The 15208-nt window shown below is 65.7% G+C and carries 15 protein-coding genes; 5 read left to right on the top strand and 10 right to left on the bottom strand.

Translation table 11 applies throughout. The features are described from left to right. Window positions 1-117: 117 nt before the first annotated feature. A complete protein-coding gene (creD, locus tag FFS68_RS04890; protein WP_249340017.1) occupies window positions 118-1566 on the top strand; it encodes a cell envelope integrity protein CreD in 1449 nt (482 codons plus the stop codon). A gap of 113 nt (window positions 1567-1679) precedes the next feature. On the opposite strand, the gene FFS68_RS04895 is transcribed toward creD, so the two are convergent. The 4 genes from FFS68_RS04895 to FFS68_RS04910 all read right to left on the bottom strand — a co-directional run bounded on the left by FFS68_RS04895 (window position 1680) and on the right by FFS68_RS04910 (window position 6749). Then, complete coding sequence (locus FFS68_RS04895) at window positions 1680-2828, bottom strand: alpha-hydroxy acid oxidase (RefSeq protein ID WP_137752086.1); 1149 nt, start codon at window positions 2826-2828, stop codon at window positions 1680-1682. A 114-nt stretch (window positions 2829-2942) separates the two neighbouring features. Further along, window positions 2943-4214, bottom strand: coding sequence for an FAD-dependent oxidoreductase (locus tag FFS68_RS04900; RefSeq protein WP_171003744.1), 1272 nt, complete (start codon window positions 4212-4214; stop codon window positions 2943-2945). Then, window positions 4201-5874: an amidohydrolase gene (locus FFS68_RS04905; RefSeq protein WP_137752088.1), complete on the bottom strand. Its 1674-nt coding sequence runs from the start codon at window positions 5872-5874 to the stop codon at window positions 4201-4203. Before FFS68_RS04905 ends, FFS68_RS04900 begins: the two co-directional genes overlap by 14 nt. Next, entirely contained in the window at window positions 5871-6749 is an 879-nt protein-coding gene (locus FFS68_RS04910) for an NAD(P)-dependent oxidoreductase (protein ID WP_137752089.1), read from the bottom strand. The genes FFS68_RS04905 and FFS68_RS04910 overlap by 4 nt, the downstream gene beginning before the upstream one ends. 59 nt (window positions 6750-6808) lie before the next feature. Here FFS68_RS04910 and FFS68_RS04915 point away from each other — a divergent pair, with 59 nt between their 5' ends. Further along, entirely contained in the window at window positions 6809-8059 is a 1251-nt protein-coding gene (locus FFS68_RS04915; RefSeq protein ID WP_137752090.1) for a threonine ammonia-lyase, read from the top strand. Window positions 8060-8194: 135 nt separating this feature from the next. Continuing rightward, window positions 8195-8587, top strand: a complete 393-nt coding sequence (locus FFS68_RS04920; protein WP_137752091.1) for an acyl-CoA thioesterase — start codon at window positions 8195-8197, stop codon at window positions 8585-8587. Here FFS68_RS04920 and FFS68_RS04925 read toward each other — a convergent pair. Together FFS68_RS04925 and FFS68_RS04930 are read right to left on the bottom strand one after the other, a co-directional pair. Next, window positions 8584-9069 carry a MarR family winged helix-turn-helix transcriptional regulator gene (locus tag FFS68_RS04925; RefSeq protein WP_171003745.1) on the bottom strand — a complete coding sequence of 162 codons (486 nt, stop codon included), beginning with the start codon at window positions 9067-9069 and terminating at the stop codon, window positions 8584-8586. The two genes, FFS68_RS04920 and FFS68_RS04925, sit on opposite strands and share 4 nt — an antisense overlap. Then, the gene (locus tag FFS68_RS04930) at window positions 9056-10375 is read right to left on the bottom strand and encodes a S41 family peptidase (protein WP_137752093.1); all 1320 of its coding nucleotides are present in this window, start codon (window positions 10373-10375) and stop codon (window positions 9056-9058) included. The genes FFS68_RS04925 and FFS68_RS04930 overlap by 14 nt, the downstream gene beginning before the upstream one ends. A gap of 258 nt (window positions 10376-10633) precedes the next feature. Here FFS68_RS04930 and FFS68_RS04935 point away from each other — a divergent pair, with 258 nt between their 5' ends. Continuing rightward, entirely contained in the window at window positions 10634-11560 is a 927-nt protein-coding gene (locus FFS68_RS04935) for a homocysteine S-methyltransferase family protein (RefSeq protein WP_137752094.1), read from the top strand. Between the two features lie 80 nt (window positions 11561-11640). Here FFS68_RS04935 and FFS68_RS04940 read toward each other — a convergent pair whose 3' ends face one another. The 4 genes from FFS68_RS04940 to FFS68_RS04955 form a co-directional block, all read right to left on the bottom strand. Beyond that, complete coding sequence (locus FFS68_RS04940; RefSeq protein WP_137752095.1) at window positions 11641-12381, bottom strand: alpha/beta fold hydrolase; 741 nt, start codon at window positions 12379-12381, stop codon at window positions 11641-11643. Window positions 12382-12467: 86 nt separating this feature from the next. After that, entirely contained in the window at window positions 12468-13640 is a 1173-nt protein-coding gene (locus tag FFS68_RS04945) for a PQQ-dependent sugar dehydrogenase (protein WP_137752096.1), read from the bottom strand. 80 nt (window positions 13641-13720) lie between these two features. After that, window positions 13721-14350 carry a sigma-70 family RNA polymerase sigma factor gene (locus tag FFS68_RS04950; RefSeq protein ID WP_137752097.1) on the bottom strand — a complete coding sequence of 210 codons (630 nt, stop codon included), beginning with the start codon at window positions 14348-14350 and terminating at the stop codon, window positions 13721-13723. Beyond that, entirely contained in the window at window positions 14350-14604 is a 255-nt protein-coding gene (locus FFS68_RS04955) for a NepR family anti-sigma factor (protein WP_137752098.1), read from the bottom strand. Before FFS68_RS04955 ends, FFS68_RS04950 begins: the two co-directional genes overlap by 1 nt. 172 nt (window positions 14605-14776) lie before the next feature. On the opposite strand from FFS68_RS04955, the gene FFS68_RS04960 reads away from it, so the two are divergent. After that, entirely contained in the window at window positions 14777-15196 is a 420-nt protein-coding gene (locus tag FFS68_RS04960) for a BLUF domain-containing protein (protein WP_137752099.1), read from the top strand. Window positions 15197-15208: the final 12 nt, after the last annotated feature.

Here is a 15208-nt window from a genome sequence, read left to right on the forward strand (position 1 = left end):
GCGCCGCCGGGCTTCGTTGCAACGCGCTTGACCGTGTCGGCGAACCGTGCAATTTCATCGACGAGTTGAAATGGCCGGAGAGTGTCCCCCATGCCTCAAAGCGTTTCCGTGCCCCCCGTGGCATCCGCAAACCCGCCCGCGCGCAGCGAACGCAGCCCCGGCGTCAAATTGGTCATCGCGGTGCTGATCGCGGTCGCGTTGATGGTCCCGCTGCTGATGATTTACGGCCTGCTATGGGATCGCCAGCAGCAGGCCGAAACCGCGCAGGCCTCGATCGGCCAGGGCTGGGGCGGCCAACAGACGATCGCCGGACCGGTGATCGTCGTCCCCTATCGCGCCACCGAAACGACGACGGTCACCGAAAATGGCAAGGATGTGACGCGGACGGTGAACGCCATCCGCAACCTCTATCTCTCGCCGCAGACCAACAAGGCCGATGTTGTCATCAAGCCCGAGAAGCGGAAGAAGGCGATCTACGAAACCGTCGTTTATGAAAGCCAGATTTCGGGCAGCGCCGATTTCGTGCTGCCTGCCGATATTGCGCGCTTTGGCGTTGCGCGCGAGGCGTTGATGCTCGACCGCGCCGAGGTGCGGTTGGGGGTCAGCGACGCGCGCGGGCTGGTCGACGGCAACAGCGTCGCGGTCAACGGTACCGCGCTGGCGTTGCAGCCGGGCAAGGGGCTGCTCTCGACCGGCAATTCGGGCACCTTCGCCTTTGTCGACTGGACCGCGGCGGCGCCGCTGAAGGTCGATTACAAGATCGGGGTGCGCGGGCTGGGCGATTTCAAGCTGATCCCGCGCGGCGTGGATACGCGCTGGACGGTCAAGTCGAGTTGGCCGAACCCGAGCTTTGGCGGCGATTTCCTGCCCGCGAAACGCAGCGTGACGGAAAGCGGCTTTACCGCGACCGACGCCATTCCCAACCTCGCGCTGGGGCAAGCCCAGGTGCTGACCGGTGACCTGTCACCGCCGGTGACCAGCAATTATGGCGGCGACAATGGCCCGCGTTATGCCGAGGTCGTCGATGTCGCCAATGCCCCCAGTGCCGAGGACAACACATCGGGCGGGGTCGCCAAGGCGGTGGCGATCAGCCTGATCGAACCGGTCGACCTGTACAGCCAGGTCGATCGCGCGATCAAATATGGCTTCCTGTTCATCGGCTTTACCTTCGTCGCTTTCCTGATGTTCGACATCATCGCAGGCGCCCGGGTCGCACCGGCCGAATATCTGCTCACCGGGGTCGCGCTGGTGCTGTTCTTCGTGCTGCTGCTCGCGTTCGCGGAGGTGATCGGCTTTACCTTTGCCTATATGTTGGCGTCGGCGGCGATCATCGGCTTGCTGGCCTTTTATAGCGCCGCGGTGCTGAAAAGCTGGAAACGCGCGCGGTTCCTGGCGGCGATGCTGATCGGGCTTTATGCGCTGCTTTATGTGCTGCTCAATCTCGAGGCTTACTCGTTGCTGATCGGGTCGGTGCTGATGTTCTTCGCCCTCGCCGGGGTGATGTACATGACGCGGAGCGTCGACTGGAGCGGGCTGGGAAAGAAGGATGAGGTGGCGGTGGCCTGACCACCTGCTTCGTCATTGCGAGGAACGAAGCGACGCGGCAATCTTCAGCGTGAAGCATCAGTCAAGGATGATGGCTGGAGATTGCTTCGCTTCGCTCGCAATGACGATGTTAGCTACCGCCAGCGCAGATTGTGGGGGCCGAGATCCGACAGGGTCTTGGCCCCCATCAATTTCATCCCGCGCTCCATTTCGGCGCGCAGCAGCGCGATGGCGCGGGCGACGCCATCCTCGCCGGCGGCGGCGAGCGCGTAGAGATAGAGGCGCCCGCCTGAGCAGGCTTTGGCGCCAACCGACAGCGCCTTCAAGACATGGGTGCCGCGGGTGATGCCGCCGTCGCAGATGACTTCCAGCTTGTCGCCGACCGCGTCGACGATCTCGGCGAGCGCGTCGAAGGGCGAAATGCTGCCGTCGAGTTGCCGCCCGCCATGGTTCGACACCATGATCGCGGTGGCGCCGATGTCGGCGGCGCGTTTGGCGTCCTCGACCGCGGCGATGCCCTTGAGGCAAAAGGGGCCGTCCCATTGCTGGCGGATTGCCTCGGCGCGGCGCCAGTCGAGACTTTGGTCCAGCATCGTCGTGAAATAGTCGGCGACCGATTTGGGGACGCTCGACCCTTCGGACACATGGGTGGCGAGATTGGGCAGGCTGAATTTCTCGCGGCAAACATAGTTGAGCCCCCAGCCGGGCTTGGCGGCGTAGCTCAACATATTGCCCGGGGTGAAACGCGGCGGCGATGTGAAGCCCGAGCGCAGGCAGCGTTCGCGGTTGCCGCCGACGATGGTATCAACCGTGAGCGCGACCGCGTCGAATTTCGCGTCGCGGGCCGCCGCCAGCATCGCGCGGTTCAGCCCTTCGTCCTTGTGGACATAAAGCTGAAACAGCTTGGGGCCGTCGGTGAGGGCGCCGGCTTCGGCGAGGCTGATCGTCGCGAGGCTCGATATGCCCGCCATCGTCCCGGCGTTCGCCGCGGCGCGGAGGACCGCGCGTTCGCCCTGCCAGTGGAACAGGCGCTGGAGCGCGGTCGGCGACAGGAACAGCGGCATCGCCATCTCGCGCCCGAACAGGGTCGTGCGCATGTCGACGCGGTCGACCCCGGCGAGTATGCGCGGGATCAGGTCGCAATCGTCGAAGGCGGCGCGGTTGCGGCGGCGAGTGACTTCGTCGTCGGCGGCGCCGTCAATATAATCGAACACCGGCCACGGCAGGCGCCGCTTTGCGAGGGCGCGGAAATCGTCGATATTGTGGCAGTCGGTGAGTTTCATGCTTGCCCTATTCCGTTCGCATCGAGCGAAGTCGAGATGCCGTGAAGGCGCGCACTGCCGATGGGTGTCTCGACTTCGCTCGACACGAACGGGGATGGAGTGACCGCATATTCGTTAAAACACCGTCCGCGCCGCCACTGTCCCCTTGGTCGCGAAGCTGAAGCGCGGTTCGACCGCCAGCTTTGCATCAAGAATATGCGCCGCCACCCGTTTCCCCACCGCAGGGCCGTTCTTGAACCCATGTCCCGATCCGCCGCCGACCAGCCAGACGCGGTCCTGCCCCGGAAAACGGTCGATCAGATAATCGCCGTTCGAGCTGTTCTCATATTGGCAGACGCGCCCGCCGATCAGCGGCGCCGACGCAAGTCCGGGGAAGCGTCGGGCGATATAGGCACGGGCTTCGGCGATCCCGGCGGGGGTCAGTTGCCGTTCCATCGTGTCGGGGTCGATCGCCGGACCGTGGCGGTCGATCGCGATCTTGAACCCGGCGCCCTCCAGGTCGGGGATGCCGTAAAAAATGCCGTTGTTGCTGTTGTCGGCCCACACCGGCAGCTCGGGCGGCGCAAAGCGCGTGTCGCCCTGCGGCGCGCCGAAATGATAAACCTCCTGCCGCGTCGCGACGATCTTGTTCATCAGCTGCTGCGGGAACAGCTCGGCGAGCCACGGCCCGGCGGCATAGACAAGATGATCGGCGGTGCCGCCATCGGGCAGGCTGTGGCGCTTGATCCGTTTCGACAGCAAGGGCGCGGGCATCACGACGCGCTCGAGCGCGATCTGGGCGTCGGCGATCACCTCCTGCACCCCGCGCCCGGCGATCAGCGCGCCGGCCTCGGTTTCGAGGATGCCGGTTTCGCCCTGATAGAATTGGATCTGACGATATTTGTTTTGCAACCAGCGGACGTCGCCATGCTCATGCCCGACGCGGTTTGTTTGCAGCCAGGCGAGCGATTGCGCGGTATAGGCGTCGCCCTGCGGCCCGAACCACAGGACGCCGGTGTTGTGGAAGATCGGTGCGCTCGCGCTGTCGGACAGCGCCTGCCAATAGGGCAAGGATTCGCGCGCCATTTCGGAATAGATGGAGTCGGCGCCGTAGCCCATGCGGATGACGCGGCTTTCGCCGCCCGACGACGCGCGCGCATGGCCGGCGCCATAGGCGTCGAACAGCCGCACCGTCTTGCCCGCGCGCAGCAGGTGCCATGCGGTCCAGGCGCCGAACACGCCAGCGCCGATGATCGCGACATCGACATGCTGGACCTTGGGCTTCGCAGGTTTGCGCTTCTTTGGCTTGCGTTCCTTGCGCTCGGCCGCGGCGGCGGTCGCCGCGACGGGGAGGGCGGCGAGGCCGGTCAGCAGCGCGCGGCGGCTGGGCGTGTTACCGCCCGCCACCGGACGCCTCTTTCTTGTAATAGCGATAGCCGCCGACCCAGGTTTCGAGCGGGGTCATGCGGCGGATCTCGTCGGGGCTGGCGAGCATCGGGTCGGCGTCGACGATCAGAAAGTCGGCGCGCATCCCCGGCATCAACGTGCCGATGCGGTCCTCGGCAAAGCCGGCATAAGCCGCGGTGCGGGTGAAGCCGTCGAGCGCGGCTTCGCGGCTGACCGCTTCCTCGGGGCGCCAGCCGCCGAACGGCTGACCCGCGGCGTCGGTGCGCGAGATGGCGGCGGCCAGCCCGGCAAAGGGATTGGCGCTTTCAACCGGGACATCGGAGCCGAAGGCAAGCCGGACCCCGGCGGTCTGCAGGCTGCGCCACGCATAAGCGCCCTTCAGCCGGTCGGGACCGAGCCGCGCTTCGGCCATCAGCCGGTCCGACGTCTGGTGCACGGGCTGCATTGACGCGATGACCCTGAGCTGCGCAAAGCGGGCGATGTCGGCGGGATCGATCACCTGCGCATGTTCGATCCGCCAGCGGCGTTCGCCCGGAACGTTGGTGGCGAGGTCGGCGGTGAGGTCGGTGATCGCGTCGAGCGCCTCGGCATTGGCGGCGTCGCCGATCGCGTGGATTGCGACCTGAAATTTGTCCATCGACGCGCGGACCATCTTGTTGCGCAGCTGCGCCGGGGTGAGCAGCGGCAGACCCTTCTGGCCCGGCGCGTCGCTGTAGGGCGTCTTCAGCCACGCGCCGCGCGAGCCGAGCGCCCCGTCGAGGTACAGCTTGACCCCGACCATGCGAAGGCGATCGTCGTACAGCCAGGGCGTCGGCTCGGACCCGGCGATGATCGCCATATTGTCGATGTCGCCGCCATAGCTGAGGATGCGCACCGCGAGCTGTTTCTTGTCCCCGGCGCGGCGAAACGCCTGCCAGTCGAGGATCGAGGTGCCCATGTCGGCGATCGCGGTGACCCCTTGGGCAAGCAGTTTCTGCTGCGCCAGATACAGTGCGCGGTCGAGGTCGCGCGCCAGCGGTTTGGGCTTGGCGCCGTCGATCAGGCTCATCGCGGCATCGACAAAGACCCCGCTCGGCTTGCCGCCCGCCATTTCGATGCGGCCGCCCTCGGGCGACTTGCTCGCCGCGGTGACCTTGGCGGCGGTCATCGCAGCGGTGTTGGCCCAGCCTGCGTGGCCATCGACCCGTTCGAGCCAGACCGGGCGGTTCGGCACCGCGACGTCGAGGTCGGCGGCGGTGGGGAAGCGGCCCAAACCCCATTTTTCCTGATTCCAGCCGCGGCCGATGATCCACGGCATTTCGGGATTGTCGGCGGCATATTTGCGGATCGCCGCCTGCGCCTCGGCCAGCGAACTGGTATCGCTGAGGTCGAGCAGCATCAACTGAAAGCCGAGGCCCATGACATGGCCGTGCGCGTCGATCAGCCCGGGGATGAGGGTGCGGCCCTTGCCGTCTTCCTTGAAATCGGGGCGTTCGGGGCGCTTGTCCTTGCGGTCGAGCAGCTCCTTGACCTTGCCCTGGCTGTCGATGAGCAGCCCGGTGAAGCGCACCAGCTTGCCGTCCTTGTCGAGCGTGATGCCGTTGACATTGTCGACCAGCGTATCGGCGTGCGCGGGGGCGGCGAGGGTCAGGGCCAGTGCGGTGAGGAGAAGGCGGTTCATTTCGGTAACCTTGTTATAAGCGAACTGGTGTCCCTGCGGCCATTGCCCAGTTTTTGGACATCAGCGTAAAATTGATCGACCAGCCCGGCGACCGGGATCGTCGCGCCGTTCGATCGCGCTTCGTCGAGCGCGAGGCCCAGATCCTTGCGCATCCAGTCGACCGCAAAGCCGAAGTCGAACTCGTCCTTTGCCATCGTGTCCCAGCGGTTGAGCATTTGCCAGCTGGCGGCGGCGCCGCCTGACACCGCCTCGAACACCTTGGCGGTGTCGAGCCGCGAGGCTTGGGCAAAGCGCAGCGCTTCGGACAGGCCCTGGATCACCCCGGCGATCGCGATCTGGTTGACCATCTTGGTCGTCTGCCCCGCGCCCGGGCCGCCGATATGGACCATGCGCGCGGCATAGGCCTGCATCACGGGTTCGGCGGCGGCGAAGGCGGCCTTGGTGCCGCCGCACATGATCGACAGCGTGCCGTTCTGCGCCCCCGCTTCGCCGCCCGACACCGGGGCGTCGAGGCAGAGGATGCCCAGCCCCTCGGCCTCGACCGACAGCTGGCGCGCGATCCGCGCCGATACGGTGGTGTGATCGACGAACAAGGCGCCCTTGCCCATCGCCCGGAACGCGCCGTCGCGGCCCAGCGTGACTTGGGCCAGATCATCGTCGTTACCGACGCAGGTCAGGACGACATCGGCGTCCGTCGCGGCCTCGGCCGGGGTCGCTGCCGCCGCGCCGCCATGCGCTGCCACCCAGGCGTCGGCCTTGGCGCGGGTGCGGTTATAGACGGTGAGGTGGTGACCGGCTTTCGCCAGATGGCCCGCCATCGGTCCGCCCATGACGCCGGTGCCTATGAAGCTGATGCGCAATTTTTGTTCGCTCATAGCATGGTCCATAACCATGGTTTGCGCGGTGCGCCAGATAGGCTAGGGCGAGCGGCATCATGAGCACGACCGCACCGACCCTGTCCGCTGCCGATTTGCCGGCGATCACCCTCGACGATGTGCGCGCGGCGGCGGGGCGAATTAACGGCGCGGTGATCCGCACCCCGACGCTCCATTCGCAGACATTGTCCGAAATGGTCGGCGCCGAAGTGTGGCTGAAGTTCGAGAATCTGCAGTTCACCGCGGCGTATAAGGAACGCGGCGCGCTGAACGCACTGCTGCTGATGGACCCTGAACAGCGGGCGCGCGGCGTCATCGCGGCGTCGGCGGGCAATCACGCGCAAGGGCTCGCCTATCATGGCAAGCGGCTGGGCGTGCCGGTGACCATCGTGATGCCCAGGACGACGCCGCAGGTGAAGGTGTCGCAGACCGCGAGCCATGGCGCCGAAATCGTGCTGTTCGGCGAAAAATTCGACGATGCCTCGGCGCATGCGCGCGAGCTGGAAATCGAACGCGGGCTGACCTTTGTCCATCCCTTCGACCATCCGCATGTCGCGGCGGGGCAGGGGACGGTGGCGCTGGAAATGCTGGAGGATGTCCCCGATCTCGACACGCTTATCGTGCCGATCGGCGGCGGCGGGCTGCTCGCGGGCATGGGTACCGCGGCGCGCGGGATCAAGAACGACATGCGGCTCGTGGGCGTGCAGGCCGAGCTGTATCCGTCGATGTATGCCGAACTCAACGGCGTCGATATGGCGTGCGAGGGCGACACGCTGGCCGAAGGGATCGCGGTCAAGGAACCGGGCAGCTACACGCGCAAGCTGGTGGCCGAACTCAACGACGACATCGTGCTGGTCGCCGAACGCCATCTTGAGCGCGCGGTCAGTCTGCTGCTTCAGATCGAAAAGACTGTGGTCGAGGGCGCCGGCGCCGCGGGGCTCGCGGCGATGCTGGCGCATCCCGAGGAGTTTGCCGGACGCAAGGTCGGGCTGGTGCTCACCGGCGGCAATATCGACACGCGCCTGCTCGCCAATGTGCTGCTGCGCGATTTGGCGCGGTCGGGCCGCATCGCGCGGCTGCGCATCCGGTTGCAGGATCGCCCCGGCGCCTTGTTCAAGGTGATGAAGCTGTTCGACGAGAAACAGGTCAACATCATCGAAATCTATCACCAGCGCATCTTTACCACACTGCCCGCCAAGGGGCTGATCACCGACATCGAGTGCGAAGCGCGCGACCGCGACCATCTCGACAGCCTGGTCGCCGCGCTGCGCGATGCGGGGTATATGGTGACGACGGTGGAGCTGGCTTAGGCCTCTCCCGCTCGTCATTGCGAGCGAAGCGAAGCAATCCAGAGCGGTTTACGCAGGCTCTGGATTGCCGCGTCGCTTCGCTCCTCGCAATGACGAGGCCTTGTGTCGCCGAGCGTCGGGGTTAAGCAACATCCCATGAAATCCTTCACCCTCTCGCTCACCGCCACCCCCGACAGCATCGACGAGCTGGGCCATGTCAACAATGCCGTCTGGGTCCAGTGGATCCAGCAGGTCGCGACCGGCCATTGGGATGCCGCGGCGCCGCAGGCGCACAAGGACGCCTATATCTGGGTCGTGGTGCGCCACGAGATCGACTATCTGCGCGCGCTCGGCCCCGGCGAAACGGTGATCGCGCGCACCTGGGTCGCCGACCAGCCGCAGGGGGCGAAGTTTGATCGCTTCATGGAATTCACCGGCGCCGATGGCAAAGTCCATGTCCGGGCGCGGACGGTGTGGGCGCTGCTCGACAAGGCGAGCGGGCGCCCGCTGCGGGTGACCGCCGCGGTGGTGGCGCCGTTTTCGGATTAACCCGGGGTCGGCGCGGCACGCTCGCGCAGCGGCCGCGCTTTGAGCGCCTGCAAGGTTTTCAATATCATCGCGTGCACATCGCCGGTCTCTTCAAACAGCCGTTTGTACACGCCGGTAATGTCTTCGCTATAGGCATCGACCATCGCCAGTTGGGCGCCGCCCTTGTCGGTCAGGCGAAGCAGCTTGCGGCGCGCATCAGCCGGATCTGGGCGCTGGGTCACCAGCCCCAGGCGGACCAGCGCCGGGCATTTCTGGATCACCAGCTGGTGCGATTGGCCCAGCGTTCGCGCGAGCTGCGCGGGCGACGCCTCGCCCGCCTGGCGGAGCGCGGTCAGCAGCGAACAGGATTTTACCGGGACGACGATGCCCGCCGCATCGAACAGGTCGCGCGTCTGGTCCTCTATCATCTGGCTCAACGCTTCGCTGAGCCGTCCGAGGAAGGAAATATCGTCGAGACCGGTTGAGGCGTCAGTCGCGGGCATAGCTTGTCGTCGTTCCGTCGCGGTCGATGCGTTCGAGCGCGGCGACCTTGCCCGCCTTGCGGACAATGCGGAAGCGGAAATCGCCGACACCCTCGACGGCAAAAAGATCGTTGCCCAAAGGTTCGAGGGTGACGCGAAACCGCTCGCGCCAGGTGTAGAGCGGCTTGCCGCCGACGATATCGATGCGGCGGCCGTCATAGCGCCCGGCGATGGCCTTAAGGTCGGCGGGCGCGATCGGCGCCGGCTGGGCGCGCGCGGCGAGCGCGGGCGCGAACCAGTCGGCGTCGGCCTGTTTCGCAGGATCAGCTTTGGCCAGATCGGCCAGCGCAAGCCGGTGGGCGACGGTCAGCGCCTCGGCCGATGCGACGGCATGATCGGGGGTGACGCCCTGTCCTTCAAAATCGCCGCGGTCGACGGGGTCGTGGATCTGACCGATCGGCACCTGCACGAAAAAGTCGCTCCCCACCGGCTTGCGGTCGACCGGATGCGCGCCGCCCGCGGTGCGTTCGCCGACCAGCGTTGCGCGGCCGAGCTTGCGGAGCGAATAGGCGAACCATTCGGCGGCCGAAAAGCTGGTCGACGAGGTCAGGACATAGACCGGCTTGCCGGTCAGCCGTTTGGCGGGAAGGGCGGGGAGCACCCATTGGCCGCGCGCGACGCGGCGGCCATCGTCGGTGTAATAATAATCGAACAGCTCCTGATCCTTGTCGCCGCGAAACAATTGGCTCGCCAGCAGCTGCGCCATCTCGAGGTGACCGCCATTATTGTACCGCATGTCATAGATGACGGCATCGCTGTTCTCGATGAAGCGCATCGCTGCGGCGGCGGCGTCGTAGCCCAGTTCGGGATCGGCGAAATGCGAAAGCCCGACATAGGCGACATTGCCTTCGAGCCGGCGCAGGTCGGTAAAGCCGAAATTTTTCCGCGCTTCGTCCCGCCGGTCGGTTTCGCGCAAGGCGGCGGCGCGGGCGGGGTCTTTGCGGGCGGCAAAGTCGGCGGCAAAAGCGGGATCGACCCCGACAAAGAAATGCAGATCGTTGCTGGCCGCGACCAGGTCTTTGGTCAGCGCCTGCGCCAGCGCGTCCTTGTCCTGCGCGCCGTCATAGTCGCCCTTGTCGAGATGGGCGCGCAGCGTTGCCGCGAGCGTTTTCGCCTTGTCGGCAAAGACATAATTGGCCTCTAACGTCTGGCCCAGCTGGTCGACCACCTGTTGCCGGTCGGCGGCGGTGAGCGGTGCCTCGCCGGTCGCGCCGACACCGAAAAGCCACGCCGCCGCGACGATCGCGACCGATCCGAATTTCGTCATATGACCATCATTCCTTACCGCGACTCGTTTATACAATATATTGCGCAATATATTGTATATCGGCGTGAGGCAAGGCCTTTCAGTCCGGCATGGGTCACCCAATCGCGACGTGCGCGGCGATGGTGGCGCGGGCGGAACGGCGGGTGACGGCGGCGGTGGGCGGCGCCGTCGCTAGAAACCAGCCCGGCCATGGTTTGATAGACAATCTGTCGTCGCATCCGTAATATTCGCGGCGGACATATAGGGGGAGGGCTGACGATGGCGATCTCTTCATTGCCGCAACTTGACCGGTTTTTCCTGACCGACGCTGGTCTGGAAACCGATATCCTGTTCAACAAGGGCATCGACTTGCCCTATTTTTCGTCGGTGACCTTGTTCACGTCGGACAAGGGCCTCGATGTGCTCGAAGCCTATTACCGCGACTTTCTCGACCTCGCGCGGCGGCGGGGGACCGGGCTGATCCTGGAAAGCGCGACGTGGCGGGCGAGTCCCGACTGGGCCGAACCGCTCGGTTTTTCGGTTGCCGAACTCGATCGGTTGAATGGCGCCGCGATCGAATTGCTGACGGGGCTGCGCGCCGAATATGCGGATGTGCCGGTGGTGGTCAGCGGCTGCCTTGGCCCGCGCGGCGACGGCTATGATCCGGGCCAGATCATGCGTGCTGACGAAGCGCAGGCCTATCATGCGCATCAGGCGGCGGTGCTCGCCGCGGCGGGGGCCGCCATGCTGGCGGCGATCACGATGACCAATGTTCCCGAGGCCGTGGGCGTCGCGAACGCGGCAAAGGCGCTGGGAATACCCGTCGTGATCAGCTTTACGGTCGAGACCGACGGGCGCCTGCCGACGGGCGACGCGCTGGGCGATGCGATTACGGCGGTTGATGCCGCGACGGGCGCCTATCCCGCTTATTATATGATCAACTGTGCGCATCCGACGCATTTCGACCGCATCCTCGACGATGGCGCTGCATGGACCGCACGTATCGGCGGGGTGCGCGCCAATGCGTCGTCCCTCAGCCATGCCGAGCTCGATGCGATGACCGAACTCGACATCGGCGACCCGGCCGATCTCGCGGCGCGCCACCGCGCGCTGGTCGACCGGTTCCCGAATATCCGGGTGTTGGGCGGCTGCTGCGGCACCGACCTGCGCCATGTCGCGGCGATTGCGGAGGCGTGCCTGGCCTAGGGCTGTTGCCAGCCGATCCGCGCGGGCATAGGCACTGGGCCTTCTCGGTGCGTCGGTGACGCACCGGGCGCTTTAGCGCGTCAGGCGACGTCTTCCTGCAGCGCCTTGACGATCGCAGCGACCGACGTCGGGGCATAGGCAAAGCCCATATGGCCGCAGTCGACCTCGACCTGGCGGTCGCTTTCGTGCGGCAGTCCGCGCGCGCTGCCCACCGCGATCACCCCGTCATAGGCCGACCACAGGGCAAAGGTCGGCATTTCGGGGCGCGGCGCGGGGTGGAAGTCGATCGGCGGATTGTCGACCGGATGGCGCGCGACCAGATGGTAGAGCCGCCAGGCGCGGTTGGCGCGGCGGCTGCCCGAAAAGGGCGAGCCGAGGGTGACGACGCGCGCGACCTTTGTCGGATGATGCTTGGCATATTCGCGCGCGTAAATGCCGCCCAGGCTCCACCCGACGAGGGCGGGGGCGTGGCCCGTGCGGTCGATGATCCATTGCACGCGGGTGTCGATGCGCTCGATGATGTCGGGGGTGGCGCCGCGGTTGAAGCCGAGGCCCCAGGCGTAGCAGCGAAATCCGGCGCGGCGCAGGTCGGCGCGTAATGCCTTGGTCGCCCAGTCGCCCGACAGGAAGCCGGGGAGCACCATCACCGGCGGATGGTCGCTGTCGGGATTGGGTTCGGGCGGCATCGCGCGGATGCGGCCCCACAGCGCGCGCGCCAGCCCCGTTACCTCGCGCCACAGCAGCCCCAGCGACGGCGGGGCATCGGGGTCGGCGATGCGCGCGGGCCATTCGGCGCGCCGGGTGAGCAGATTGCGGATCATGGAAGGCCTAATCTCACACTCGTCATTCCCGCGAAAGCGGGAATCCAGCTGGACCCCGGGTCAAGCCCGGGGTGACGAAATAGAAATCACCGCTTCGGGACCAGCTTTACCAGCTTGCCGTCCTCGCCGTCGATCAGCAGCCATACCGTGCCGTCATCGCGCACCTCGACCTCGCGGATGCGGGTGCCGAAATCCCAGCGATCGGATTTGGTCAGCTGGTCGCCATTGATCGCCATGCGGATCAGCCCTTCGCCCGACAAGGCGCCCATCAGCAGGCTGTTTTTCCAGCCCGGATACAGGTCGCCATTGTACCAGGCGAGGCCGCCGGGCGAGATCGCGGGGTTCCACCACAGTTTCGGCGCCGCAAATTCCGGCCGGGTCGGGTGGTCGGGAATGTCCTTGCCGTCATAATGATCGCCGTTCGACACGATCGGATAGCCATAATTGGCCTTGGCCGCGACCAAATTGACCTCGTCGCCGCCCCTTGGCCCCATTTCCTGGTTCCACAGCTGCCCCGCGCCGTCGAAGGTCAGGCCGAGAATGTTGCGGTGGCCGAGCGACCAGATTTGTGAGGTCACGCCGCCTTGCGCCGCAAACGGGTTGTCGGCGGGCACGCTGCCGTCGGGGTTCAGGCGGACGATCTTGCCCAGATTGGCCTGCATGTCCTGCGCCGGGTCGAATTTCTGGCGCTCGCCCGATCCGATGAACAGATATTTGCCGTCGGGCGAAAAGGCCAGGCGGTGCGAATAATGGCCGCGGCCGGTGACCTTCGGCGACTGGGCCCAGATCGTTTTCAGACCCTCCAGCCGCGGTGTGGCGCCCTGAACCAGCCGGGCCATGCCGACGACGGCGCCATAGGTGCCGCCGGCGCCGGGCTCGATCCAGCTCAAGTAAACGGTGCCGCTGGTGGCGAAGTCGGGGGCGACGATGATGTCGCCAAAGCCGCCCTGACCGCCATAGGCGACCGCAGGAACGCCCGCGACGTCGAGCGTCGGACCGCTTTCCTGCCACAGTTTCAGCTTGCCCGCTTTCTCGGTGATTAGCGCGGCGCGGGTGCCGGGGACAAAGGTCATCGCCCAAGGTTCGTCGAAGCTCGCGACTTCCTGAACCGTGAACGGGGCGTCGGCAACCGGGGTTGTGGGCTGATCACCCGACGCGTCGAGCTTGGCGGGATCGGCAGGCTGGCTCGACGCGGTGCTGGCCGAGCAGGCGCCGGCGGCGAGCGCCGCGGTAAGGGCGAGGAGCGGCAATATTTTCATCGGAAAAGCTCGCTTTGCTGGGGGAAGGATGCGCCAATCTGGCGCGGCGGCGCGGCAAAGTCGAGGGGCGTTTACGCGGTCTAGCGGTTGGCCGCTTCGCGCCGCGCCGTGATGATCTCGACGCTGTCCATAATCGCATCGACCGCTTCGCTGGCTGGCGGCGCATCGGCACGTTTTTGCGAGAATTGGCCGCTGTTCATGATTTCCTCGAGCGCGCCGCGGGCGCGCGAGACGCGGCTTTTCATCGTGCCGAGGGCGCAGTCGCAAATGCTCGCGGCTTCTTCATAGGACATGCCGCCGGCGCCGACGAGGATCAGTGCTTCGCGCTGGTCCTGCGGCAATTCCATCAGGCCGCGCTGCAAATCGGCCATTTCGCCGCTGTCTTCCTGGCTGGCGCGCGTCGACATCGTTCGCTCGACCGCGGTTTCGTCATATTCGCCGACAAATTTGTTGCGGCGCATCTGCGACAGAAAAGTGTTGCGCAAGATGACAAAGGTCCACGCCTTGATCGACGTGCCGCGTTCGAACCGCTCGCGCGATGCCCATGCTTTGACCATCGTATCCTGAGTCAGATCATCGGCGAGATCCGGGCTGCCTGACAGGCTGCGGCCATAGGCGCGCAAATGCGGGATAACGCCGGCCAGCAACACCTTGAATTCGGTGTCGGACAAGCTGTCGCCACCCGGCGCCGCAGCAGCGGGGTCGGACATTATTGCTTCGAACTTTTCTGGTCGAGTTGCGACAACAGGTCGAGCATATTGTCGGGAAGCTGTTCGGAAACGATATTGCCGTAAATCATCCGCAGCTTTGCGCTGACCGGTTCGGGTGCCTGGCGACCGGTGAGGGTGCGATGCCACTCATCGCTGTCGGTGCCGGGAAAGCTGCCCTGCTTGCGAATAGGCGCATCGGTGCCCGGGGGCGGGGTGCCCTGACCGTTCGTCCTGTTGTTGCCTTGCGTAGCCATGCGGAAGCAACGACGAAAACGGCCGCGAGTTCCCGACCAGCGCGTTTTTTGCGACGAAAGCGTTGCCAAGATGCCACAACGGCCCTATTCGAGGTGCCGCGCAGGCGACCAGGCTGGCGGCGAGGGGTTATGCTTTGCCTGTTCCGCACGACGGAAGGCTGGAGAACGCCGCTTGCTTTCCGTCATCTATGTTAGCGTTGCCGATCCGTTGATCGGCGAACAGGACATCGCCGCCCTTCTCGTTCAGGCCCGCCGCAACAACCAACGCGATGCGCTGACCGGCGCGCTGATCTTCAACGGCCATAACTTCCTCCAATTGCTCGAAGGTCCGGCCGACAAGGTTGACGCCTGCCTGGGCACCATTCGCCGCGATCCGCGGCATAGCGGGATGATCGAGGTGCGCCGCCGGACGATCGACGACCGCGCCTTTGCCGAATGGACGATGCTGTACGACCCGAATTTTCGCGGCCATGACGATAATCTGGCGCGGCTGGCGAGCAGCGGACGGCTCGACCCGCAGGATGCGTTGATGATGGAAAATTTCATTGCGCTCGGGCGTCGCGGCCGATCGGCCCAGGGCGCTACCGATTGACCGGCGCCATGA

Source organism: Sphingopyxis sp. L1A2A (assembly GCF_005502465.1).
In the GTDB taxonomy this organism is placed as follows: domain Bacteria; phylum Pseudomonadota; class Alphaproteobacteria; order Sphingomonadales; family Sphingomonadaceae; genus Sphingopyxis.

Coding starts and splice junctions, on each gene's coding strand:
- FFS68_RS04955 (WP_137752098.1), bottom strand. CDS start 14,604: ATGGCTACGCAAGGCAACAACAGGACGAACGGTCAGGGCACCCCGCCC.
- FFS68_RS04910 (WP_137752089.1), bottom strand. CDS start 6,749: ATGAGCGAACAAAAATTGCGCATCAGCTTCATAGGCACCGGCGTCATG.
- FFS68_RS04930 (WP_137752093.1), bottom strand. CDS start 10,375: ATGACGAAATTCGGATCGGTCGCGATCGTCGCGGCGGCGTGGCTTTTC.
- FFS68_RS04935 (WP_137752094.1), top strand. CDS start 10,634: ATGGCGATCTCTTCATTGCCGCAACTTGACCGGTTTTTCCTGACCGAC.
- FFS68_RS04905 (WP_137752088.1), bottom strand. CDS start 5,874: ATGAACCGCCTTCTCCTCACCGCACTGGCCCTGACCCTCGCCGCCCCC.
- FFS68_RS04950 (WP_137752097.1), bottom strand. CDS start 14,350: ATGTCCGACCCCGCTGCTGCGGCGCCGGGTGGCGACAGCTTGTCCGAC.
- FFS68_RS04945 (WP_137752096.1), bottom strand. CDS start 13,640: ATGAAAATATTGCCGCTCCTCGCCCTTACCGCGGCGCTCGCCGCCGGC.
- FFS68_RS04920 (WP_137752091.1), top strand. CDS start 8,195: ATGAAATCCTTCACCCTCTCGCTCACCGCCACCCCCGACAGCATCGAC.
- FFS68_RS04940 (WP_137752095.1), bottom strand. CDS start 12,381: ATGATCCGCAATCTGCTCACCCGGCGCGCCGAATGGCCCGCGCGCATC.
- FFS68_RS04895 (WP_137752086.1), bottom strand. CDS start 2,828: ATGAAACTCACCGACTGCCACAATATCGACGATTTCCGCGCCCTCGCA.
- FFS68_RS04925 (WP_171003745.1), bottom strand. CDS start 9,069: ATGCCCGCGACTGACGCCTCAACCGGTCTCGACGATATTTCCTTCCTC.
- FFS68_RS04915 (WP_137752090.1), top strand. CDS start 6,809: ATGAGCACGACCGCACCGACCCTGTCCGCTGCCGATTTGCCGGCGATC.